The sequence below is a fragment of the Corynebacterium sp. HMSC068G04 genome, assembly GCF_001814885.1.
GTDB lineage: Bacteria > Actinomycetota > Actinomycetes > Mycobacteriales > Mycobacteriaceae > Corynebacterium > Corynebacterium hiratae.
This window is the reverse complement of sequence record NZ_KV818297.1, coordinates 11,490-33,837: the sequence shown is the minus strand read 5'-3', so window position 1 is coordinate 33,837 and position 22,348 is coordinate 11,490. Positions and strand designations below refer to the sequence as shown.

19 protein-coding genes, 1 tRNA gene and 1 pseudogene are annotated in these 22,348 nt (G+C 62.9%); 5 read left to right on the top strand and 16 right to left on the bottom strand.

What is annotated here, in order from left to right; genetic code table 11:
- Positions 1-102: 102 nt before the first annotated feature.
- The 7 genes from HMPREF2993_RS02195 to typA all read right to left on the bottom strand — a co-directional run bounded on the left by HMPREF2993_RS02195 (position 103) and on the right by typA (position 7,201).
- On the bottom strand, positions 103-909 hold the full coding sequence (locus tag HMPREF2993_RS02195; protein ID WP_046648281.1) for a pseudouridine synthase: 807 nt from the start codon (positions 907-909) through the stop codon (positions 103-105).
- Positions 910-1,995, bottom strand: coding sequence for a succinyldiaminopimelate transaminase (gene dapC, locus HMPREF2993_RS02190; protein WP_049154371.1), 1,086 nt, complete (start codon positions 1,993-1,995; stop codon positions 910-912).
- Positions 1,996-1,998: 3 nt separating this feature from the next.
- Entirely contained in the window at positions 1,999-2,322 is a 324-nt protein-coding gene (gene fdxA / locus HMPREF2993_RS02185) for a ferredoxin (RefSeq protein WP_005327491.1), read from the bottom strand.
- 50 nt (positions 2,323-2,372) lie between these two features.
- Positions 2,373-2,765 (bottom strand): hypothetical protein, encoded by a 393-nt coding sequence (locus HMPREF2993_RS02180; protein WP_070700786.1) that lies wholly within the window; start codon positions 2,763-2,765, stop codon positions 2,373-2,375.
- Positions 2,762-3,631 carry a PIG-L family deacetylase gene (locus HMPREF2993_RS02175; RefSeq protein ID WP_049154366.1) on the bottom strand — a complete coding sequence of 290 codons (870 nt, stop codon included), beginning with the start codon at positions 3,629-3,631 and terminating at the stop codon, positions 2,762-2,764. The genes HMPREF2993_RS02180 and HMPREF2993_RS02175 overlap by 4 nt, the downstream gene beginning before the upstream one ends.
- Positions 3,621-5,222 (bottom strand): ABC transporter family substrate-binding protein, encoded by a 1,602-nt coding sequence (locus HMPREF2993_RS02170; RefSeq protein WP_070700783.1) that lies wholly within the window; start codon positions 5,220-5,222, stop codon positions 3,621-3,623. The genes HMPREF2993_RS02175 and HMPREF2993_RS02170 overlap by 11 nt, the downstream gene beginning before the upstream one ends.
- Positions 5,223-5,290: 68 nt before the next feature.
- Complete coding sequence (gene typA / locus HMPREF2993_RS02165; RefSeq protein WP_046648270.1) at positions 5,291-7,201, bottom strand: translational GTPase TypA; 1,911 nt, start codon at positions 7,199-7,201, stop codon at positions 5,291-5,293.
- 258 nt (positions 7,202-7,459) lie between these two features.
- On the opposite strand from typA, the gene HMPREF2993_RS02160 reads away from it, so the two are divergent.
- From HMPREF2993_RS02160 to HMPREF2993_RS02150, 3 genes are read left to right on the top strand one after another with little or no spacing between them, the layout of a single operon-like run.
- Positions 7,460-8,179 carry an Rv1157c family protein gene (locus HMPREF2993_RS02160; protein WP_070700780.1) on the top strand — a complete coding sequence of 240 codons (720 nt, stop codon included), beginning with the start codon at positions 7,460-7,462 and terminating at the stop codon, positions 8,177-8,179.
- Positions 8,179-8,715, top strand: coding sequence for a ribonuclease FAU-1 family protein (locus tag HMPREF2993_RS02155; protein ID WP_070700778.1), 537 nt, complete (start codon positions 8,179-8,181; stop codon positions 8,713-8,715). The genes HMPREF2993_RS02160 and HMPREF2993_RS02155 overlap by 1 nt, the downstream gene beginning before the upstream one ends.
- 42 nt (positions 8,716-8,757) lie before the next feature.
- Positions 8,758-9,678 carry a DUF808 domain-containing protein gene (locus HMPREF2993_RS02150; protein ID WP_070700776.1) on the top strand — a complete coding sequence of 307 codons (921 nt, stop codon included), beginning with the start codon at positions 8,758-8,760 and terminating at the stop codon, positions 9,676-9,678.
- 3 nt (positions 9,679-9,681) lie between these two features.
- Here the strand turns inward: HMPREF2993_RS02150 and zupT are convergent.
- Positions 9,682-10,480: pseudogene (gene zupT / locus HMPREF2993_RS02145) on the bottom strand (zinc transporter ZupT).
- 79 nt (positions 10,481-10,559) lie between these two features.
- Here zupT and HMPREF2993_RS02140 point away from each other — a divergent pair.
- Entirely contained in the window at positions 10,560-11,417 is an 858-nt protein-coding gene (locus HMPREF2993_RS02140; RefSeq protein WP_246822317.1) for a hypothetical protein, read from the top strand.
- A gap of 448 nt (positions 11,418-11,865) precedes the next feature.
- Here HMPREF2993_RS02140 and HMPREF2993_RS02135 read toward each other — a convergent pair whose 3' ends face one another.
- The 5 genes from HMPREF2993_RS02135 to HMPREF2993_RS02115 all read right to left on the bottom strand — a co-directional run bounded on the left by HMPREF2993_RS02135 (position 11,866) and on the right by HMPREF2993_RS02115 (position 15,831).
- Positions 11,866-12,165, bottom strand: a complete 300-nt coding sequence (locus HMPREF2993_RS02135) for a HigA family addiction module antitoxin (protein ID WP_049156400.1) — start codon at positions 12,163-12,165, stop codon at positions 11,866-11,868.
- 8 nt (positions 12,166-12,173) lie between these two features.
- The gene (locus tag HMPREF2993_RS02130) at positions 12,174-12,455 is read right to left on the bottom strand and encodes a type II toxin-antitoxin system RelE/ParE family toxin (protein ID WP_049156403.1); all 282 of its coding nucleotides are present in this window, start codon (positions 12,453-12,455) and stop codon (positions 12,174-12,176) included.
- 182 nt (positions 12,456-12,637) lie between these two features.
- The gene (selB, locus tag HMPREF2993_RS02125; RefSeq protein WP_070700773.1) at positions 12,638-14,428 is read right to left on the bottom strand and encodes a selenocysteine-specific translation elongation factor; all 1,791 of its coding nucleotides are present in this window, start codon (positions 14,426-14,428) and stop codon (positions 12,638-12,640) included.
- Positions 14,429-15,712 carry an L-seryl-tRNA(Sec) selenium transferase gene (gene selA, locus HMPREF2993_RS02120; protein WP_070700770.1) on the bottom strand — a complete coding sequence of 428 codons (1,284 nt, stop codon included), beginning with the start codon at positions 15,710-15,712 and terminating at the stop codon, positions 14,429-14,431. It abuts the gene before it with no gap.
- 24 nt (positions 15,713-15,736) lie between these two features.
- A tRNA-Sec gene (locus HMPREF2993_RS02115) sits at positions 15,737-15,831 on the bottom strand.
- A 35-nt stretch (positions 15,832-15,866) separates the two neighbouring features.
- Here HMPREF2993_RS02115 and selD point away from each other — a divergent pair.
- Positions 15,867-16,844 (top strand): selenide, water dikinase SelD, encoded by a 978-nt coding sequence (gene selD, locus HMPREF2993_RS02110; RefSeq protein ID WP_070700768.1) that lies wholly within the window; start codon positions 15,867-15,869, stop codon positions 16,842-16,844.
- Here the strand turns inward: selD and nrfD are convergent.
- The 3 genes from nrfD to fdnG are packed head-to-tail and all read right to left on the bottom strand — an operon-like array spanning position 16,834 to position 22,253.
- Positions 16,834-17,928, bottom strand: a complete 1,095-nt coding sequence (nrfD, locus tag HMPREF2993_RS02105) for an NrfD/PsrC family molybdoenzyme membrane anchor subunit (protein WP_070700766.1) — start codon at positions 17,926-17,928, stop codon at positions 16,834-16,836. The genes selD and nrfD overlap by 11 nt on opposite strands.
- Complete coding sequence (locus HMPREF2993_RS02100) at positions 17,925-18,968, bottom strand: 4Fe-4S dicluster domain-containing protein (protein WP_070700764.1); 1,044 nt, start codon at positions 18,966-18,968, stop codon at positions 17,925-17,927. The genes nrfD and HMPREF2993_RS02100 overlap by 4 nt, the downstream gene beginning before the upstream one ends.
- A 9-nt stretch (positions 18,969-18,977) precedes the next feature.
- Positions 18,978-22,253 (bottom strand): formate dehydrogenase-N subunit alpha, encoded by a 3,276-nt coding sequence (fdnG, locus tag HMPREF2993_RS02095; protein ID WP_246822315.1) that lies wholly within the window; start codon positions 22,251-22,253, stop codon positions 18,978-18,980.
- Between the last annotated feature and the right edge of the window lie 95 nt (positions 22,254-22,348).

Here is a 22,348-nt window from a genome sequence, read left to right as displayed (position 1 = left end):
CGCCCTTCGTACAAAATGCTCAATTATGATGAATAAAACTTCGTACGAGTTTAGTCCCTCGCGAAGCGCAAACTAAAACGCGCGCCGCAAGAGCGCCGAATCTCACAGCTGAAACTCACGCTTCTCGCCAGAAAGCGGATCCTTAAAGCTCAAAGCTACGTGAGTAAGCCGCAGGGGCGTGGAAAAATCGTAGAGGGACAACCCGCGATCCACCGGATAAGTATCGTCCCCCACAATCGGATGCCCCAGGTGGTTAAGCACCACGCGAATCTGGTGGGTATGGCCGGTCAGTGGCCAGACATCGGCCACCGCTCCCCGAGCGCGCACCCGAGTCACCGTAGGCGTGCCGATAGGATCCACGCGGACCTGGCGCTCACCCCGCACTCGCCGCATGCCCAGCCGCACCGTGCCGTCGAAGGAGAAGGGCGCGGCCACCCGAGCACGGTAGCGCTTCACCACCGCACGCTCCTGAAAAAGCTGCTGGTACGCAGCGCGCGTGCGCGGATTACGCGAGCACAGCACCAACCCCGACGTCAACCGGTCCAGCCGGTGCAGCGGCACAATAGAGTCCTCCCCGTAGTCCACGCGCAGGCGGGTTTGGAGGGTCTCGCGCACGATGCGCCCGTTCGACGTCGTGGGCAGAAAGTGCGGCTTGTCCGCGACTATCAGGTCCCCGTCCTCAAACACCACGCGGTAATCAAACGGAATAGGCTCTTCGGAAGGCACCGAAGGGTGATACCAGGCCAGCGTTGGGCCGGGAAGCACAGTGCCGGGCTCTAAGCGAGTACCGGGCGAAAACGCGGAATCGCCCGCCTCACCTGCCCAATAGGTAGGAGTGGCGGGCACGATGCCCGTGAGCATCACCTTACGCGGGCTAATCCCCTCCCGCGCTGGTGGGCGAAAGGCCATTTACGCAGCCAAGCGGGCCACGGCTGCGGCGATGCGCTCATCAGTGCCGTTGAGGCCAATGCGCACGAATTGCTCGCCCGCTGGGCCATAGAAGTCACCCGGTGCAACGAGGATGCCGCGCTCGGCCAGCCAGTCGACGGTCGCCCGGCAGTTCTCACCGCGCGTTGCCCACAGGTAGAGCCCAGCCTCGGAGTGCTCGATCCGAAAGCCCGCGCCGGTCAGTGCCCGCATGAGATCCACACGGCGCGCGGCGTAGCGTTGGCGCTGGAGGGCTTCGGAGGGGTCGTCGTCAAGCGCGGCGACCATGGCCGCCTGGATGGGGCCTGGAACGATGAGCCCTGCGTGCTTGCGCAGCTCCAGCAGCTCCGCGATGAGCTGGGCATCGCCCGCGAAGAAACCGGCACGGTAAGAAGCCATGTTCGCGCTCTTGGACAGCGAATGCATCGCAATGAGCCCGGTGTTGTCGCCATCGGTCACGCGCGGATCCAGGATGGACACCGGCGGGTTCTCATCATCCCAGCCCAGGCCCATGTAGCACTCGTCCGAGGCCACGATGGCGTTGTTCGCGCGCGCCCAGGCAACGATCTCACGCAGCTTCTCGACGCCCAACACCCGGCCCGTCGGATTCGACGGCGAGTTGATGAACACGAGCGACGCATCCTGGAAATCCTCATCGGCGCGCAGAGGCTTGGCACCGGCCAGAAGTGCACCGACTTCATAGGTGGGATAAGCCACCGTCGGGAAAGCCACGGTCTCGCCGCGCATGCCCAGCAAGGTAGGCAGCCAGGCGATAGCTTCCTTAGTGCCGATGACCGGCAGCACCGCGTCCACGTTCATGTTGTAGCGGCGCTGCAGCGCCTTCGCAATGGCCTCGCGCAGCTCCGGGGTGCCCTGTGTCTGCGGGTAGCCGGGGGCCTCGGCCGCTGCGGACAGCGCTAACTGCACGCCTGGGGCCACCGGATCGACGGGATTGCCCACCGATAGGTCAACGATCCCGTCCGGGTGCGCCTGTGCTTTCTTCTTGGCGTCAGCAAGCGAGTTCCACGGAAAATCCGGGAGCGTGTCTCCCAGCGGCGTGCGGCTCATCTATTACTCCTGGTTCTGAGGCGGGAGTGCAGCGATCATCGGGACATCAAAGTCCTGCGGGCCGAGCGCAGCTGCGCCGCCCGGGGAGCCGAGATCATCAAAGAAGGCGGCGTTAGCATCGTTGTAGTCCAGCCACTCATCCGGGACATCATCCTCGTAGAAGATGGCCTCCACCGGGCAAGCCGGCTCACAGGCGCCGCAGTCCACGCACTCGTCCGGGTGGATGTAGAGCATGCGCTTGCCCTCGTAGATGCAGTCGACCGGGCACTCTTCAACGCAGCCGCGGTCCATCACGTCGACGCAAGGCTGCGCGATGGTGTAAGTCATAAGGTGTTTAAACTCCTGTGTGTCACGGGTTTTCTACGACTAACAGTATGCTACTCCGAGGCGAAAAATGGCCAAACGCTACCCGCGATTCCCGCGGCGAACAGCAGCAGGCTGAGAATATTTTTGGCCAGCAAGCTACCGTCCCCGATAGCGGCACCCAGCATGAACGCGAGGAAACCCGCCACCCAAGCTAAACCGGGCAAGCCCGCGATGTAGGGATTCTCACTCCACAGCCGCGCTGTGCGGGTCAGCACCCCGTTGAACCAAAAGGCGATGAGGATGGTGATCGGAAAGGCCACGCTGGCCCCGTCGAACCATGGCACGCGGGCGGTGAGATAGACCACCTCTAAGGTCAGCGAGCAGAGTGCGCCTAAGACGAGCCACACTAGGCCCCCTACTTGCTCGCCGCGGGAGAAGTCGGTACGGATTGCGCGCTCGCTCATTTCTCCCCCAGCAATGAATCCTGCAGCTCACCTTGGCCCAGCTGGTAGAACTCGTGGCGCAGCAGCGGCATGGTGAGCAGGTTGGACAAGGCATAGGCAGCGGGAACCTCCGCGGGATCCTTCAAGCCCGCCTGGGCGGCGTGAGGGTTGACGGTAGTGAGGGAGCCGTCGGCAAGCCAGATCTGCGTGGCGTGGGCCAGCATCGCTGCGCGCTTGGCGCTGAGAGCCGCGTCAGTGAGCTCGTAGGCCACATCGCAGCCAGCATTGGTGAAGTTATCCAGGTACTCCTTATCGGGCAGGCTCCAGCCCTCCGGAGGGGTAACAGCATCGAGGCCGCGGTAGTGCGCGGCGCGCTCAAAGACGGCCCACCAGATGCGCTGCTCAGGCGAGGCAGCCGCATGCACGGCCTTGTGCACAGCGATATGGTCGGGGTGCCCGTAACCGCCGTCCGGGCCATAGGTCAGCACTGCATGTGGACGCAGCGCGACAAGGTGGCCCCGCATCAGGTCGGCGGCCTCTTCCACGCGGTTGACCAGGGCCCGCGGATTCTCGTGAGCGGGCGAGCCTTCCATGCCGGAATCGCGGAAGTGCCCGAAACCACCCAGCTGAATACCGTCGACGCCTAAAGCGTCGAGCGCGTGCTTAAGCTCCCAGGCGCGGAACCCTCCCAGCTGGTCGGTCTCCGCGAGGCCCTGGTAGGGCTCGCCGATGATCTCGCCTTCCTCTCCCAGCGTCGCGGTAATCAGCGTGACCTGCGCGCCGCGCGCGGACAGGTCCGCCAACGTTCCGCCGGTAAAAAGCACCTCGTCATCTGGGTGGGCATGAACGGCCACGACACGGTAGCCAGTGAGATCCTTAGTCATCATCTTTCCTCCACTGCGGTGCGCTGATGAGGCCGGAGTCCCAGTCCTCAATGCTTTGTCCGGGGCCAACAATACCCTTGCCCAAAGCATGGATACGCACCTCGTTGAGCAGCGGAACGAAGAGCGCTTCCTCCCTGTTGAGATGCTCTACGCGATCCTGCGCGGTCGCGGAATCCACGTCGCCAGAGAGAATACCCAGGGCAGTGTCGGCGGAGTTTTCCGGGCAGTACCCAGACAACGTTGCCGCCGGGCGCGTGGGTGTCGCGCACACGAAATAGTTGGCCAGGCTGAGTGCGTCCTCGCCGTTCTCATCCCACGCCACCACAGCATCCACCTTGCCCGCCGGGAGCAGGTCGGAGGTAATCGTGGTCAGGCGTTCGGTGACGACCTCCGCGTCGATGGCCTTGGCTTGGAGCACGTCCACGATGGTGGTGGCCGCCGCCAAGGCGGTGGGGTACTGGGGATCCACGGCAATCCGCACCGGCTTGCGGCCCGCACGCTCGCGCAATGGGGCGAGCTCCGCGTGGCTATCGAAGGGATTGTTCCCAGGCTTGAGCTCCGAGGCGCGGCCGGTGGCGAGGCGGGCTAGTTGGTCGGTGTCGAGAAGCGAGGCCAACGCACGGCGTTGCGCCTGTTCATCGAGCGCTCCCTCGACGGCCGACATGTTCAGCCGCAGCTGGCGTTGCCGGGTCACCACACCGGTATTGACATTGCTGAGCAGGCTCAAGTTCTCCAGGGTGGTCTGCTGCGGTGTGATGTCAGCAAAACCAATCTGGTGCGAGCGCAGCATGTTCACCGCCTGCGCGGTATCACGCACAGCGCGCAGCTGAATGACGTCGATATTCGCGGGATCTTCTCCCCAGAACCGGTCGTTGCGGTTGAGGGTAATGATTCCCCGGCCGCGATCCATTCCGGCGACGAGGTAGCGCCCGGCCGAGGCGGGGATCCCGTCAGCCAGGGCCGAGGCGAAATCGCGGTCTTCCAGGAGGTGGGAGGGCACGAGGTTGGCAAAGAGCTTCTGCCAATCCTCCACGCGATGGGCAAAGTCAACGGTGACCACGCGCCCATTCCCGGAGGTCCGCACGGCTGTAATTGCCCGGTAGCCAGCCACGTCCTTCGCGCCCGGCGTGCGCGTTATCTGTGACCACAGGTAGTTAAAATCGGAGCCGCTGATCGGCGTGCCATCCGACCATTGCGCCGGCCCGGCGATGGTATAGCGTACCCGCATGGCAATGCTGCCGGGGGCTTCGATCTCCTCTGCGGATTCCAGGACATCCGTATCCATCTCAGAGCCGTGGAAAGCTGAAGGAAGGACCAGCTCCGCAATCTGGTTGACCAGCTCGGAGTTGTTCGCCACTAGGTGTGGGTTGAGCCCGCCGCGCAGCGGGTCCACCCCAATCGCCACGGTGCTGCGCTCCGGCAGAAGGTCCTCTTCGGGTGCTGCCTCAGGTGGCGGGGCCGTGGTGCTGGAATTCGTTGGAGTGGTACTGCGATCGTTCTCATCTACCACCGGCGGCGGACCGGGGTTGGCCTGGCAGGCGGTAAGCAGGGCGGCTGCGAGGATAACGCCAAGCCGAGGCAGGAAACGGTCCACTCCACACAACCTTTACATTCCGAAAACTTTCCCTACCACTGTAGTTGCCCGGGGCGGCGCTGAGCGAACTACTTGTTGAGCTGCTTGGCGCGGGCGGCCGCGCGCTTGCGGTCGGTGGCGGACAGCTCGACCTTGCGCACGCGCAGAACGTTCGGGCCGACCTCGACGCACTCGTCGGTGCCACAGAACTCCAGCGCCTCTTCCAGGGACAGGGTCCGGGCCTTGGCGAGGGTGACGGTGGCATCCGCGGTGGCGGAGCGCATGTTGGTCAGCTTCTTTTCCTTGGTGATGTTGATATCCATATCCTCATCACGGTTATTGGCGCCGACAACCATGCCCTCGTAGGCCTCCATGCCCGGCTCCACGAAGAAGTCACCGCGGTCCGCCAACTGCTGGAGGGCGTAGGCGGTGATCTGTCCGGAACGGTCGGCCACCAGCGAGCCGGTCGGCCGGGCCTTGATGTCACCGGCCCAGACGTCGAGGCCATCGGAGATGGAGTTGGCGATGCCAGCGCCGCGGGTCTCCGTCATGAACTGGGTGCGGAAACCGATGAGACCGCGGGCGGGAACGCGGAAGACCATGCGGACCCAGTCGCCCTCGCGCACGTCCATGGACTGCATCTGCCCCTTGCGGGTGGCCAGCAGCTGGGTAATAGCGCCCTGGTGCTCGGAGGGGGAATCGATGGTGAGCATCTCATAGGGCTCCATCGTCTTTCCGTCGATGACCTGGGTGACTACCTGCGGCTTACCGACGGTCAACTCGAAGCCCTCGCGGCGCATGTTCTCGATGAGTACGGAAAGCGCCATCTCGCCGCGGCCCTGGACTTCCCAAGCGTCGGGACGCTCGGTCGGCAGCACCTTGATGGAGACGTTACCGATGAGCTCCTGGTCCAGGCGGGCCTTGACCAAGCGGGCGGTGAGCTTATCGCCGCCGCCCTGGCCTGCCATCGGGGAGGTGTTCACGCCAATGGTCATGGAGATGGCCGGCTCGTCGACCTTGATGCGCGGCAGCGGCTGCGGGTTCTCCACGTCCGCGATGGTGTCACCGATCATGATGTCGGAGATACCGGAGATCGCCACGATGTCACCGGCGATGGCCTCGGTATCCGGCTGGCGCTGGAAACCGACGGTACGCAGGAGCTCCGCCACCTTGACGGTCTTGGTGTGCATCTCCCCTTCCTCGTCGTAGTGCATCCAGGCCACCTGCTGGCCCTTCTTGAGGGTGCCCGAGTAGATACGAAGCAGGGCGATACGACCAAGGAAGTCATCGGAGTCCAGGTTGGTCACGTGTGCCTGCAGAGGGGCGTCGACCTTGGCGGAGGGCTCGGGGAGGACGTCATAAATAACGTCGAAAAGCGCCTGCAGATCATCGGCGTTCGGAACGTTGCCATTGCCTGGGTTCTCAGTGGAAGCCTTGCCCTCGCGGCCGGAGGTGTAGAGGACCGGCAGGCCCAGCAGCTCCTCGGCGGCAGCGGCTGCTTCCTCGTCCTCGAGGCCAGCGGCGATTTCCAGCAGCAGGTCCTGGGCCTCGGTGACGACCTCGTCGATGCGGGCGTCCGGGCGGTCGGTCTTATTCACGCAAATGATGACCGGCAGCTTCGCCTCCAGCGCCTTGGTGAGCACGAAGCGGGTTTGCGGGAGGGGACCTTCGGAGGCGTCGACAAGCAGCACGACGCCGTCCACCATGGAAATGCCGCGCTCGACCTCGCCGCCGAAGTCAGCGTGGCCCGGGGTATCGATGACGTTGATGATGAGATCTCCGCCATCCTTGCCTAGGCCCTTGCGGTGGATGGCGGTATTCTTCGCCAGAATGGTGATGCCGCGCTCGCGCTCCTGATCGTTGGAGTCCATGACGCGATCCGAGTGTTCGCCATGGTCGCCGAAAGCGCCGGACTGCTCCAGCATGCCGTTGACAAGGGTGGTTTTACCGTGGTCAACGTGCGCGACGATGGCTACGTTACGGAATTCAGTATTACTCACGTGTGGGGTGCTCCTTCAAAGCATGGTGCGTTAGCGATGTGAACGGCCCTTAAATATACTCTCTAGCCCTTTGATGTGCAGCATCGCGCGGGATGTAACAGATTGATATCAAGAACCGACATACCGCACAGTAGGGCTCTAAAAAGAGTTGACTACGCCGAAAAAGTGAATATTGTGACAGCAGATACTATTGTGACTGACGTGATCACTGTGTAGTTTCTGTGACGTCACTTCCCCACCCACACGCAAGGATTCTCCATGGCCTTTTCTGAACAGCACTCCACCGGCTCCGCCCGTCGCGGCGTAGCCGGACTCACTGCTGCCCTGATGATGGGCCTGCTCAGCATCACGCCCGCACATGCCGGCGCCCCCGACCTCTCCTCGCTGGTGAACGTCTCCCAGAGCAGCAACCCGCTGGACAGCCTCGGTCGTCCCACCCCGGAGACACAGGAGCGCGTTCGTGCTTTCGCGGCACAGCCATGGATCCCGCAGGAGGCCCGTAGCGCCATCCTCACCGCACTCAACTTCACCGCTGGTGAAGGCGGCGAGGGCGGCGTCGCGATGCCGGAGGGAAATAACCCCGGCTTCCGCCAGTTCTACTGGCCCACGGTCTCCGCGCAGTGCATCGGCGGGCAGGGCGATTCGGTGGGTTCCGCCATCGCCGTGCCTGGCCCGACCGAGATGCCGGCCCCAGGCGCAGGCGAAGGCGAAGCCGTCTTCCTCTTCACCGCCCTGGGCACCCCGACCGCCGCTGAAGAGCAGGGCGCCATGCGCGTTCAGTGGTTCAACCTGGACACCTTCCAGTTCGGCACCACACCCCTCTTCAACAACGGCATCAACACCGATGGGCCAACCACGGTCTCGGGCCGCGCAACGACCGGCAAGGGAACCATCGTGGCGGTTCTCTCCGGTGCGGTTAACACTGCTGAATCCTCGTGTTCCTTCCCACCTACCGCGGCTTTCCTCGAGGTGAACTAATGAGCACAGACCTGCACCCAGTCAAGCAAGAGACCTTCAATACGGCCGACAACATCAATGTCGACCCGAAAGGTTTCCAGCGCGAGGTAGACACCTACCGGGTCACCGATTTTGGCCTGTACATGGCCCGCGGCGCCAACCACCCGCGCTTCGGCTACCTCGAGTCTTGGCTGCTGCCGGAGCTCGGCCTGCGCGCCAATATCTTCCACTTCCGCGAGGGCGTGGACGTGCACCAGGACTTCTACATCGACATCGCCGACATCGACGTTGACGGGGACGTGTGGACCCCCCGCGATCTCTACGTCGACTTGGTTTCTACCTCCGGCGAGCCGGTCGACGTGCTCGACATCGACGAGCTAGCCGCGGCCACCTCCAACGGCCTCATCAGTGCCGAGGAGGCCGAGCGCGCCATGGAGCGCACGCTGGCCGCCGTCGAGGGCATCACGCGTTACGGCGATGACGCCATGAATTGGCTGCGCACGCTGGGCATGGACCTCACATGGGCAGAAGATGTAGAGCTCGTTCCTGCCGAGTAAAGTTGGGGAGACACTTCTCCCCTACCCCTAAGGATGTGAGCCATGGCCGGTGGTCTCTTTGCCCTGCTTGACGACGTCGCCCTGATCGCCCGCTCCGCTGCCTCCAGCGTCGACGACGTGGCAGCGCTAGCCGGAAAGACGTCGATGAAAGCCGCCGGAGTCGTCGTCGATGATGCCGCCGTCACACCCCAATATGTCCAGGGCGTCAAGCCGCAGCGCGAGCTGCCAATGATCTGGCGCATCACCAAGGGCTCGCTCATCAACAAGCTCGTCATCATCCTGCCCATCGCGCTCATCCTGTCGTGGATCGCGCCTTGGGCCCTGACTCCCATCCTCATGTGCGGCGGTACTTACCTGTGCTTCGAGGGCGCGGAGAAGATCTTCCACTCAGTTTTCCACCGCGGCGAAAAGGAGGAAAAGCCAGCGGAAGAAAGAGGCCCGGAGGCCGAAGACTCCCTGGTCAAGTCCGCTATCACCACGGACCTCATCCTCTCCGCCGAAATCATGGTCATCTCCCTCAACGAGGTCATGGACCAACCCTTCTGGCTGCGCCTCGGCACCCTAGTCACCGTCGGTGTCCTCCTCACCTTGGGCGTCTATGGCGCCGTCGGGCTCCTAGTCAAGATGGATGACATCGGCGTCGCCCTGCTCAAGCGCCACGATGGTGACTCCGCCCTGGGTACCGCGTTGGTAAAGGGCATGCCCATCGTGCTTAACATCATCGGCATCATCGGCACCGCCGCCATGCTGTGGGTGGGCGGCCACATCGTGGTCAAGGGCCTGAGCGAATTCGGCGCCGAGCAGCTTTATGGCTTCATCCACCACGTGACAGAGAGCATCAACAACGGCGCCCTCGCCTGGTTGGCGGACACCGGCTTGTCCATGCTGTGCGGCTTTATTCTGGGCGCCGTCATCGTCAGCATTGTCATGGCGGTCAAGGCCACCGCCGAGCGGGTGAAATAGCTTCTAAATAAACAGCGCGAGCGAAACCGCCATGACCGCCATGCCGGCGATAAGTCCGTAGATGGCGCAGTGGTGCTCGCCGGTTTCTTCCGCCGTGGGCAAGAGCTCATCGAGGGAGATGAACACCATGATGCCGGCGATGACGGCGAAGCTGATGCCAAATGTCATCGGCCCGATAAACGGCATCAGCAGCGCGAAGCCGATGAGAGCGCCGAGGGGCTCGGCCAACCCCCGATAACGTGGCCCACCAGAACGCCTTCTTCCGCGAGCCCGTTGCGCTGCGCAGGGGTACCGCCACCGCAATGCCCTCGGGGATGTTGTGAATGGCGATAGCCACGGCAACGGGGATGGCGATCTCTGGAGCTTCAAGTCCCGAGAGGAACGTGGCGAAGCCCTCAGGGAAATTGTGAATGGCCAGCGCGAAGGCGGTGAACATGCCGGTCTTCATCAGCCTTTTGCGCCGCGCCTCTTCTTCGGTCGTGGCCGGCTCGTGCGGGTTGATCTCTTCAGGTACCAGGCGGTCAATGATGGCGATAATCGCAATGCCCGCGAAGAATGCCGCCATCATCGTCCAGGTGGCGCGCGCTTCGTCCCCGAGGGTGCTTTCTAGTTTCTTCAGGGCCTCCGGCAAGATTTCCATGAAGGAGACGTAGAGCATCACGCCCGCGGACAGGCCCAGGGCAGCGGCCATGAACTTAGGGCCAGGTTCTCTCTTGCCTACGGCGAGGGCGCCTCCGATGGACGTCGACAAGCCAGACAGCAACACAAGGCTGAAAGCGAACGCGATGGTGGCTAAGTCCATAGTGGCAAACTATAGCGTGTCTAACCCGGCCTCTGCGTAAGCTTGAAAGAAGTCCATCGCATCCCATCTGACTCTTGAGGTGACTGTCGCAACCATGGCGCTATATCCGCTGGCTCCGTCTTACTTTGGTGTTGAGCACGTCGCGATTCTCGAGCATCTTAGCCTCGGCACCGCGCTGAGCATCCCGGGGTTGGCACAGCAGCCTGCGCTCGTCGACGTGTCCTTGCTCCCCGACCCCACCACCGGCGGCTGGCGTGTGCGCTCGGATTTCGGTTTTCTGGGCGCGCTCGATGGCGAGGAGTCCGCCGAGTATCCCGCGCTCAATCGTCTGCGCACTGCGGCGATGACTCCAACGACGCAAGCCACCGTCGAGATTGTTGATGGCGAGGTGGAGGTCGCCGTTGCCCTGGGACTCGACCCGTGGATGATTCCCGCCACCAACCAACCGGCGGGTACTGCCCTGCTCAGCGGCGGACAGGGCGCGCTTGTTCGTGTCGCGGAAGGTGAGCTCACCGCGCACCAGCTGCGCGAGATGGGAACCGAGCAGCTTATCGTGACGCTTGCGCTTCTCGACGACACCGTCCTCGCCACCCACGACAACCTCGTCCTCGGACCGTGCGCGGAGCTCTCCGACGTCCCAGCGCTGGCCGCCGCGTTCGCAGCTGCCTCTCAGTCCGGTGTTTCCCTGGCCGCCCGGGCTTATGCTGCAGGGGGCCGCATCGCCGTGGACCTTCCCCTAGACCCTGCTGACTCTGCTGACCCTGCCGAGCTCTTCGCCCCCGCTGTCCCTCCGCTGCCGCTCGACCCGGACAAGCCCGCTATCCCGCCAGCGCTCGACCCTGACGCCGATTGGGAGTTCACCACGCCTGCGGATCCTCTTGCCTCACCTCTGCCCACCGGATCGCGTGCCTTCACGTCCCCCAAAGGCACCTTTTGACTGGCACCTTATGCACTTACGCTAATTCATTGACCTGGGATTTCTCCGAAAACCGCCCGCAAATGGTGCCTTTACTTTGGTTCCTTTGCCCCTGTTGGTCGGCCGCGACCTGGCTGCTAAACCCACCTCTCGCGTAGGGTCTTATTTACGCTAGCTCACCGTTTCAGAAGCTCAGGAACTCATCATGCCCAGCAAACAACACAACAATCGCAGAAATCGATCCTCTACAGGCTCTAAAGCTGACGAAGTTAATGCTTCGAAGAAACGCTATGCGCAGAGGATGGAGCACCTTGCCACCCGACAAGAGCGCTATGCCGATCGCGATTTTGCGATCTGGGCCGAAGACTCCTGGGGAAGCGATGATCCTGACCTAGGCAGCCGCCATTCAGTCCGCTCTGCTTCTGGCGGACGCCCCCAGTCCAATCGCTCTCGCTATTAACCGCTGAATTTAAGCCGCCCCGAGGGGCCGGATGCCATCGATTTCATCAGCGACGGCATCCTCAGCCACCTCCAATTCATAACGGCTTTGCAGGTTGAGCCAATACTGCGGTTCGATTCCGAAGTACTTTCCTAGCCGAAGAGCGGTATCTGCGGTGATTCCACGCTTGCCGTGAACAATCTCATTAATCTTCCGCAGCGGGACGCCAATTTCTACAGCCAGTTGGTGTTGGGTAATCCCAAAAGCTTCGATGAAATCTTCATTAAGCACTTCGCCGGGGTGAATCGGCGGATAAAGCTTAGTACTCATAACCGTCCTTAGTGATAGTCCTCGATAACAACGTCCGCTGGGCCGGCCTCGGTCCAGCGGAAGGTGATCCTCCACTGCTGATTGACTCGGATACTGAATGTTCCTTTCCGGTCACCTTTCAAAGCTTCGAGGCGGTTGCCCGGTGGAATACGTAAGGAGTTCAGCGAAACAGCAGCATCGAGCTGATGGAGTTTTCTATTAGCAGTTTTGTGGATTCTCGAATCAATCCGCGGCGACGCTTCGCGTAACCAGACAAGCTCGGTATCACGGTTACCGAAAGACTGGATCATGGGTTCACCCTACAGAACATAACGGAGACCGTCAATGACGGTCACCGCTAAGCCAATGAAGATACTTGCGCCTTCAAAGTTTTCTCAATGGCCACCAAAGGCACCTTTTAACTGGCACCTTATGCACTTACGCTAATTCATTGACCTGGGGTTTATCCGAAAACCGGCGACAAATGGTGCCTTTACTTTGGTTCCTTTGCCCCTGGCCCGAATGCGAAGCGCTTGCCGTCGACTAGGCGGGTCGCGCCGGTGGCATCGAGGTGCTCGAAGAGCGGGATGGCAACCCGGCGCGTCGTCCCCAGGGCTTGGCGCGCCTCCGAGAGGGTGAAGGGCTGTTCCAACGTAGAGACAACTTCGAGCGCCTCGCGCGGAGCGGAAGGCAAAAGCACAACGCCTTTGTCTAACCGGAGCACACGCCCGGCGCGCTCGGCAGCGGCGAGCTCTTTGGGGCCCAGTCCTAGTTCCTTGAGTTCTTCTGCCTCCGGGGCAGCGAAAGGCTCGGCGTGCAGGCGTTGCTCGAGCTCAGCTACTCCCCTCTCCGCGGGGCCCAGGTCGACGGACTGACCGGGCACGCGCAGCACGCCATCGACCGATTCGAGCTTGGCTGCCGCTACTGCTAGGCCCAGCAGGGCCGGCTCTGACAGGTTCAGCGCGTCCATGGCCGCTGCTTTCGTCAGTCCTGGGGATAGCGGGTTGGCTGCCCTGTGTTCGTCGACCGCACGCAGAAGTGCGTCCTTCCACGCGGTCACCTGTCGTGCGGCAATCCACCACTGAGCGAACTCGATGACTCCGGCAGGCTTTTCCTCCACCGAGAAGCCATCGCGCACGAGCTCTTCACGTGCAGCGTAGCCGCAGCGCTTGAGCCACTCGGACGGGTTGGTTGCTTCTAAAACTTCTAGCTCAGCTGCGCGCTTCTTCGCATCACCACGTCTGCTCAGCTCAGCCGGGTGCACGTCCACGACCTCAAAGCCCGCCGCCACGTGCCGCCCGCCGGGGCTGCGCACCACAAACCGATCGAGCAGCGTGAGTGGTAACGGGCGTTCGAGAGTCAACCGGGCATGGTCACCGCCTAAAGGCCGCAGACGGGCACCAACGCCCGCGGTGCCGATGTGCACCACGAGGTTCTGGGGAAGCTCAGCCATCTCAGTGCCAAAGATACGGCGAATATCCACGGTATCGAGCACCCGCCAATGCCCTGGGCTCAGCAGTGCATCCCCACGATGAACCTCATCCGCGGCCACCCCACGGAGGTTGAGCGCTACACGCGTAACCGGACCAGCGCTGTCCACCGACGTGTTTTCACTGTGCACTCCGCGCACCGTCACGAGTTGCCCGCCAAGCTCCATCTCATCCCCCACCGAGACAGTCCCCGCCGCCAGCGTTCCCGTCACCACGGTGCCAGCACCCTTCACGCTGAAGGCGCGATCGACCCACAACCGCACGCGTGCTTGGCAATCCGGCGCGGGCATAGCGGCGAGCACCTGGTCTAACTCGGCGCGAAGCTTTTCGACGCCCTCGCCGGTCTTTGCGGAGACTTCGACCACGGGAGCGTCGGCAAGCGCTGTTCCCGCCAGCTCTGCCTTGACCTGCGCGGTGACCTCAGCGCGGCGGGCAGCGTCTGCCTTATCCGCGCGGGTCAGCGCCACCGCGCCGTGTTCGATTCCCACGGCGCGCAGGGCATCCCGGTGGTCGGTGGACTGCGCTTGCCAGCCTTCATCGGCCGCCACGACAAAGAGCACCACCGGCGCGGGCCCCACCCCGGCCAGCATGTTGCCCAGGAACTTCTCGTGCCCCGGCACATCGACAAAAGCTACGTCAGCGCCGGAGTCCAGCTTCATCCACACGAAGCCCAAGTCAATGGTTAGGCCGCGCCGCTTCTCTTCCTCCCAACGATCCGGCTCCATTCCCGTCAGCGCCTTCACCAGGCTCGACTTTCCGTGATCCACATGCCCGGCGGTCGCCACAACGTACACCTACATCACCGCCTGAATCGCAGCAATAAGCTCCGCGTCCTGCGCCTCCGGCACGCAGCGCACATCCACCAGGCAGCGTCCCTGGTTCACGCGTGCCACCACAGGAGGCTCGCCCAACCGCAGTGGACGCGCCAGCTCCTCTGGCAACGCCACAGCCCAGCCCGGCAGCGGTACCTCGGGCGCCCCGCCGCCGCCCACACGCCCGGCATGCTCGACAACCTCGCCGCCCACCGCCGCGGCGACCTTCTCGGTACGCTCGCGATGACGTTTAGCGTCAGTGTGCAGCGCATCCTGCACGGCGTTGGAGGGAGTGGCAAGGGAGGCCTCGAGCGCGTTAAGCCGCAGCTTGTCGATGCGCACCGCCCTCGCCAGCGGATGTTTCTTACACGCGGCGATCGCTTCCTTCTTTCCCACAAGCACGCCGGCTTGCGGTCCGCCGAGGAGCTTATCCCCCGAGAAGAGCACTACGTCCGCGCCATCCCGAAGAGCCTCGCTGGCGGAGGGTTCCTGAGGCAGCACCTCATCGGGCGCGAGCAACCCTGAGCCGATATCCACGATGAGCGGCAGCTCTGTAAGTCTGCGCAGGGCTGCAACCGACACAGAAGACGTAAACCCACTGATCAAGAAGTTCGAAGGATGCACCTTGAGAATCGCCCCGGTGTTCTCCCCGAGCGCCCGCTCGTAGTCCGCCACGTGGGTGCGGTTCGTCGCGCCCACCTCCCGCAGCCGTGTGGCCGTGGACTCGATGAGCTCCGGCAGACGGAAGCCCGCACCAATCTCAATAAGTTCGCCGCGGGAAATGATGACCTCCTTGCCCGGGGCCAAGGCAGCGGTCGCCAGCAACAGCGCGGAGGCCCCGTTGTTGACCACCAGCGCATCCTCCGCGCCGGGGCAGGCAGCCAAGACAGCGTCGACTGCCGCGCGCCCTCTATCCCGTGAGCGCAGGCCGCTGTCCAAGTCCATCTCAACGTCCGTATAGCCAGCTGCTGCCACGAGCGCATCCACCGCTGCCGGCGGCAAAGGGGCGCGGCCCAGGTTCGTGTGGATGATCACGCCCGTGGCATTGATGACGCGGCGCAAGGAATAGGGCTGTGCTACTTCCAGCCTGTCGGCCAGCTCCTCTTGAATGCGGGTGGGGTCAAGGGAGCCGGAGCGGGCGTCGGCAAGCACGGCGTCGATGATCGCCCGGACCGAATGCGGTGCCAATCGTTGGTGGGCGTCCTGCACCGCTGGGTACTGGAGGATTTCATCCATCTTCGGGATGAAGCGGCGGGGGTCAGTCATCAAAGTTCCTCCTAGCTGCGCTAATGGCGGAGACGGACAGGAATCGAACCTGCCAGACCGAGATGCTCGGCCTCACCGGTTTTGAAGACCGGGGCGCCCACCAGGACACGTACGCCTCCGTCTGCTCACCATACACGCGGCTAGAATGACCCCCATGTCTGACATCACACTTACCTCCTTTGCCGCCGGTGGCGGCTGCGCCTGCAAGATTCCTCCGGGAGAGCTCGAATCGGCCGTCGCGGGCCTCGTGGGCACCGCGGACCCCAACGTGCTGGTCGGGCTTGACGACGGTGACGATGCCGCCGCCGTGCGCATCCCAAACGGCCTCGCGGTCATCTCCACCGCGGACTTCTTCACCCCGATGCTCAACGACCCCTATGACTGGGGCCGGGTGGCGGCAGCCAATGCGCTTTCCGACGTCTACGCCATGGGCGGCACTCCCATCACCGCCATCAACCTCGTGGGCTGGCCGCGCGAGAAGCTCGGTCTTGATGTATTGCGCGAGGTCCTGCGCGGTGGCATGGATGTGGCCAGCGAGGCAGGGATCTCCATTACTGGTGGACACTCCATCACTGCCCCGGAGCCCACGTATGGTTTGGCTGCCACGGGCATCGTCCACCCCGACAAGATTATGCGCAACGACGCCGCCGAGGCGGGCCTGCCCATCACGCTGACCAAACCAATCGGTGTGGGCATCCTCAATAACAAGCACAAGGCCACCGGTGAAGTCTCCCAGGCCGCGGTGGATTCCATGACCACGCTCAACCGCGACGCTGCCGCGGCCGCCGTAGCCGCGGGCGTGCGCGCGGCCACGGACGTCACCGGCTTCGGGCTTCTGGGCCACCTCTACAAGATGTGCCGCGCCTCCGGTATTGGTGCGGAGCTGGATTTTTCCGCTGTTCCTGCGGTGGACGGCGCCATGGAGGCCCTGGCGGAGGGCTTCATCCCGGGCGGCTCGCGCCGCAACCTGGATTGGGTCCGCCCCCACCTCGACTCAGACTTGAGCGAAGAGGACTTGATCTTCCTCGCCGATGCCCAAACCTCGGGTGGCCTGCTGGTCATCGGCGAGGTTCCTGGCTATCCGGTCATCGGCCGCACCGTGCCGGGCGAGGCGCGCATTACTATCCGCTAGTCACCGTCGAGTGCGTGAGGCCTTCTGCCTGGCGGCGGGCCTCAGCACGGCGCTTCTGCGGGCCGATGCTTGTCGACGGATCTTTCACCGCCTCCAACCCCGCATTGAGCACGCCGAAACGAGTGCAGGCAGAACCCGCCAGAAGCGCCAGGCCGGAGACCACCGACACCGCGCGCGACTTTGTGACCGACGCGATTGCGGTTCCCACCCCGCCCGCGGCAATGAGCGCCTCGGAGGCCTTCATGAGTTTCCCGGGTGTGCCTTCGTGCAGCGGGCGCAGAGGCTCTGGCTCCATGTTCGCTTCCATGACACGGGTCGCGGCCAGATCGGTCGCCGCGGCAGTGATACCGAGTACTCGTGCCGCGCCAGCATTCTCCACCGGGGTAAAGACCATGGCGGCACCCGACGCCGCAGCCGAAGCCGAGGACACGAACACATAAGGCAGATGCTTCTTCGCGTCATTCCACGTCGGGTTTGACGTGTTGGCCAACAGCACCGCCGTGTAGCCCGCCAGCGGGCCACCAAGCACGCCGGCGACAGCGCCTGCTGGACCCGCCGCCGTATCGAGGAGGCGGCGAAGCGACTTCGGTAGCACACCGCCGACCAGTGCGTCCGCTTCCACGACCGCCGGCAGGGCCGCGGCGGAAGCGAAGCTGCCCAGGATCCACGAGCCGATGGACATCGGCGAGGTCACCTTGAAGACGCGGAACATGTTGAGCAGGCGCTCTGGGCGGCCGAGGTCGAGCACCAAAAAGACCGACCCTACCGATGCCGCGGAGAAAGCCGTCATCCGCGTCGAGCGCTTCAGCGGTGCGTTCCCAGTGGCCTGGGCACCGGCGGCCAACATCGCAGAACCGCCGGCCACGCCGCCGAGGAAGAAATAGCCGCCGATGGGCCACTCCCACGGCGGGGCCTTGACTACGGGCTTGCCGTAATACGAGGAGAACTCGAAGTCCTCCGCCATACGCTCTTCTTTGGAACCATCCTGTGCGCCGGCTCCGACGCGGCCGCGCTTGCGTTTCTTGCCGCTGCCTCGCCTGCGCCTAGGCTCCTGCGGCGGGCGGTACTCATCAAACTCGCTCACTTGCGGCCTCCCAACATGAATGCCCCGGCCACGGCCAGCGCCATTCCTCCGATAGCTTTCGCTGCGGTCTTGTACATCTGCGGCAAATCCGCCGTGGGAACGCGCGGATCCGGCGGCAGCCCGTAGACCTCTGGGGAATCGAGCAACAGGAAAATAGAACCCGTTCCACCGACCCCATCCTGGGAATTGGCGCCGTAGAGACGAGCCTCCGTCAGCCCCTGCTCGTGCAGGACGCGCACACGCTCCTTCGCGGCAGCGAGCATCTCCTCGTAAGGGCCGAACTGGATGGAATCCGTCGGGCACGTCTTGGCGCACGCGGGCTGCTCGCCGATCTTGAGGCGGTCATAACACATGGTGCACTTCTGGGCCACGCCCAAGTTCTTGATCGGCATCGCCTGCCCCGGAATATGGTCAGGCCCTTGGGGTTTCAGCTGCTTCAGCTTTGCCAGCACGTTCACACCCGCGTGGTCAGGGACCTCATAATCCACGGTGGCGGTCTTGTCTGCCTTGAGCGTCACGCCGCCGTCATCGCGGCGCTCAATGACGCCGAAGGGGCAACCGGCCACGCACGTACCACAGCCATTGCACACGTCGTCCTGCACCACGACGGTGCCGAACTCGGAGCGAAAGAGCGCGCCCGTCGGGCACACGTCCAAGCATCCAGCATTGGTGCAGTGCTTGCACACGTCGGAGGACATCAGCCAGCGAAAATCATCGGTATCTGGGGTGACGCTTGGTGCAGAGGTTGTGGGCATACCCAGCGCGACAAGCTTGCGCCCTTCCTCACGGGCGTGCTGGATACGGTCATTGCTCTGCTCAATGAAGGCCACGTGGCGCCAGGTATTCGCACCTAGCGAGCCGGTGTTGTCATAGGAATCGCCGGTGACCGCATAGCCTTCCACCGGATTGCGGTTCCACTCCTTACAGGCCACCTCACAGGCTTTACACCCAATGCAAATGGACGTATCGGTAAAGAACGCCATGCGCTGATAGGACCCATAGCCATGCCGATCAGCCTTTTCGGTGAAAAGATTAGCCATTAGTCCTCCTTAGCTTTCTTTGCCTTCATAGTCTGCTTCGTTGCCAGCTGTGGAATCATCACCAGTGTTTTCTGCAGAAGCAGTGTTCTCTTCCGTGCTGAAAGCGTCTGAGACATCGAGGATCCGGTTACCCGAATCTACAGTGAGGTGCGCCCGCTCTTGGTATTCGCGCAACAGCTTGACGCGTGCTTCGCCACGCGGACGGCGGCCCGGCTGGATATCGCATGCCCCCACCTTGGAGTTCTGGATGAACACGTTCGGCTCTAGGGTCAGGCCCAACAAGTCGTTGGCGCCATCGCCGGCCACCTCGGTGGTCTCCGATTCTCCGTAGTGATACGGCAAGCCGATCTGGTGGAAGTCCTCACCATTGATGGTGAGCATCTCCATGCGGTCCGTCACCAAAACCTGAGCCTCGATGACGCCGCGCGGGGACACGATGGTGGCCCACTCGCCGTTGACCAATCCACGCTTGGCGGCCAGTTCCTTGTCCACCTCGCAGAAGAGCCCCGGCTGCAACTCCGCCAAGTAAGGCAAGCGGCGCGACATCGCGCCCGAGGTGTACATCTCCGTCAGACGGTAGGTGGAGAAGACAAACGGGAACACGTCCTCGCCCCGCTCCCCTGGCTCGGGGCGGGAAAGGTTGTCCGCGCGTTTGATAGTCAGGCGCGTCGGTGACTGCTGCTGCTTGTACAGAGCGTTGTGCACCGGTGATTCTTGCGGCTCGTAGTGAGTCGGCAGCGGTCCGTCGGACAGCCCCTTCGGCGCGAACAGCCAACCCAGGCCGTCGGCCTGCATGATAAACGGATCGTCGCCATCGAGGGCGTCGGGGCCGACGGCGTCGACAGGCGCGACATAATCCGGGCGCTTCGTCACCGGGAAGTCCGGGACATCATCGCCGACCCACTTGCCCTGGTCCTCGTCCCACCAAATGTACTTCTTGCGCTCCGACCACGGAGTGCCATCCGGCTTGGCGGAGGCGCGGTTGTACAGGATGCGTCGGTTGGCCGGCCAGACCCAGCCCCACTCGAGTGCCACCTCGTTCTGCTCCGAACCCGGGACCTTCTTCGCGGCGTGGTTGATGCCGTCCTTATACACGCCGGTGTAAATCCAGCAGCCGCCGGAGGTAGAACCATCGGCGCGCATCTCCGTGAAACTCGGCAGCAATTGGCCCTTCTTCGGCCCGTCGAGGTAGTAGCCGTTGATCTCGCGCAAGATCTCGTCCGAGCTGGGATCCCCGTGCTCATCCTCGGTGTAATCCCACGTCACGGACTTAATCGGCAGGTCGCGCGGGTCGGTCGAATCCGCCAAGCGCTCCCGAATCTTCTTGCCCAGCTGGTAGAAGAACCACGCCTCACTGCGGGCCTGGCCCGGCGGCGGAGTCGCCTGGAAGCGCCACTGCACCATGCGCTGAGTCTGGGTAAAAGTTCCGGACTTCTCCACGTGCGTTGCCGCCGGCATGAGGAAGACCTCGGTGGCAATCTCCTCGGTCTTGAGCTCGCCGTTCTTGACTTCCGGCGAATCCTTCCAGAAACTTGCCGTTTCAATCTCCTGGAAATCGCGGACAACCAGCCACTTCAGCGAGGCGAGCCCGCGGCGCTGCATGCCGCCGTTGGACTGCGCCACCGCAGGGTTCTGGCCAAAGACAAAGTAGCCTTCCACCTCCTTGCGCAGCATGGCCAACAAGGTCTCATACGTCGAGTGCGCACCGGACAGGCGCGGCATGAGGTCAAAACCCCAGTTATTTTCCTTGGTTGCGGCGTCGCCCCAGTAGGACTTCATGAGCGAGACCGCGTAGTTCTCACCCAGCTGCCAGAAACCCTTCTGGTCTTCCTGCCGGAAGGAATCCAGGTAATCTTCCCAGGTCTCCTGATCCGCGTGCGGCATGGGCAGGTAGCCCGGCAGCGAGTTAAAGAGGGTCGGAATATCGGTCGATCCCTGAATCGAGGCGTGCCCGCGCAAAGCCATGATCCCCGAGCCAGGTCGGCCCACGTTGCCCATGAGCAGCTGCAGGATCGCCGCGGTACGGATGAACTGTGCACCCAGGGTGTGCTGGGTAAAGCCCAGCGCGTAGGCGAAGCACGTAGTGCGCTCCGGGGTGGAGTTCTGCGCAATCGAGTCCGCCAAGTAGTAGAAGTCCTCCGGCGAAATGCCACAGGTCTCTTCCACCATCTCCGGGGTGTAGCGCGAGTAGTGGCGCTTGAGAATCTGGAAGACCGTATTCGGATCCTCCAGCGTCATGTCCTTCTCCACGTTCCACGAGGAGCCCTCAGGCTTTCGCACGTACTGCCACGAGTCCGTGACATACTTGCCCTTCTCTGCGTCGTACCCGGAGAACAAGCCCTCCAAATCCTCGGTGTCCTGGAAATCCGGCGAGATGATCGACGCCGCGTTCGTGTAATTCACCACGTAATCGTGGAAATACAGGTCATTATCCAGCACGTACTTGATAATCGCGCCGAGCAGCACCACGTCGGTACCACCCCGAATGCCGATGTGACGGTTCGCAAAGGCAGACGTACGTGTGTAGCGCGGATCCACGTGGATAATGCGCGCACCACGCTTCTTGGCTTCCACGACCCATTGGAATCCCACGGGGTGGCATTCCGCCATATTAGAACCCTCGATGACGATGCAGTCCGCATTCGCCATATCCTGCAGCGGTTGGGTTGCGCCGCCGCGGCCAAACGACGTTCCTAGACTAGGAACAGTGGCGGAGTGTCATATGCGCGCCTGGTTCTCCACCTGGATCGCGCCGGTGGCGGTAAACAGTTTCTTAATGAGGTAGTTCTCCTCATTATCTAGCGTCGCACCACCCAGGCCCGCAATGCCCATGGTGCAGTTGAGACGACGCCCATGCTTATCGACGTCCTCCCAGTGCCTCGCGCGCGCCTCCACGAAACGGTCCGCGATCATATCCATCGCGGTTTCTTCGTCGAGCTCCTGCCACTCGGTGGCATAGGGAGCTCGGTACTTGATCGTGGTGATGCGTGTCGAGGAATTAATAAGCTGCTCAGAAGCAGAGCCCTTGGGACACAGGCGGCCGCGGGAAATCGGGGAATCTGGGTCGCCCTCGATTTGGATGACGCGGTCATCCTTGACATAAACGCGCTGAGAACAACCCACTGCGCAGTAGGGGCAGACCGACTGGACGACGCGGTCCGCGTCAACGGTGCGTCCGCGCAGGTCTTCACTCTTAGCCGACTGCGTGGACACGTCGCGGCCGAAGGCATCCTTGTTCCGGATTTGGCGCACAACGGGCCAATTCAGTGGGCTAAAACGTGACATGATTCAAACCTACTGGCTTGGCCTTGCGTTTTCCACCCTGTTCAAGACCAGAAAATACTGAACAAACCCAAAACGCGAAAAGCTGGAGCTTTGCA

Coding starts and splice junctions, on each gene's coding strand:
- selD (WP_070700768.1), top strand. CDS start 15,867: ATGTCTGACATCACACTTACCTCCTTTGCCGCCGGTGGCGGCTGCGCC.
- HMPREF2993_RS02180 (WP_070700786.1), bottom strand. CDS start 2,765: ATGAGCGAGCGCGCAATCCGTACCGACTTCTCCCGCGGCGAGCAAGTA.
- HMPREF2993_RS02150 (WP_070700776.1), top strand. CDS start 8,758: ATGGCCGGTGGTCTCTTTGCCCTGCTTGACGACGTCGCCCTGATCGCC.
- HMPREF2993_RS02130 (WP_049156403.1), bottom strand. CDS start 12,455: ATGATCCAGTCTTTCGGTAACCGTGATACCGAGCTTGTCTGGTTACGC.
- HMPREF2993_RS02135 (WP_049156400.1), bottom strand. CDS start 12,165: ATGAGTACTAAGCTTTATCCGCCGATTCACCCCGGCGAAGTGCTTAAT.
- HMPREF2993_RS02100 (WP_070700764.1), bottom strand. CDS start 18,968: ATGGCTAATCTTTTCACCGAAAAGGCTGATCGGCATGGCTATGGGTCC.
- HMPREF2993_RS02175 (WP_049154366.1), bottom strand. CDS start 3,631: ATGATGACTAAGGATCTCACTGGCTACCGTGTCGTGGCCGTTCATGCC.
- HMPREF2993_RS02160 (WP_070700780.1), top strand. CDS start 7,460: ATGGCCTTTTCTGAACAGCACTCCACCGGCTCCGCCCGTCGCGGCGTA.
- HMPREF2993_RS02195 (WP_046648281.1), bottom strand. CDS start 909: ATGGCCTTTCGCCCACCAGCGCGGGAGGGGATTAGCCCGCGTAAGGTG.
- selA (WP_070700770.1), bottom strand. CDS start 15,712: ATGACTGACCCCCGCCGCTTCATCCCGAAGATGGATGAAATCCTCCAG.
- fdxA (WP_005327491.1), bottom strand. CDS start 2,322: ATGACTTACACCATCGCGCAGCCTTGCGTCGACGTGATGGACCGCGGC.
- dapC (WP_049154371.1), bottom strand. CDS start 1,995: ATGAGCCGCACGCCGCTGGGAGACACGCTCCCGGATTTTCCGTGGAAC.
- HMPREF2993_RS02155 (WP_070700778.1), top strand. CDS start 8,179: ATGAGCACAGACCTGCACCCAGTCAAGCAAGAGACCTTCAATACGGCC.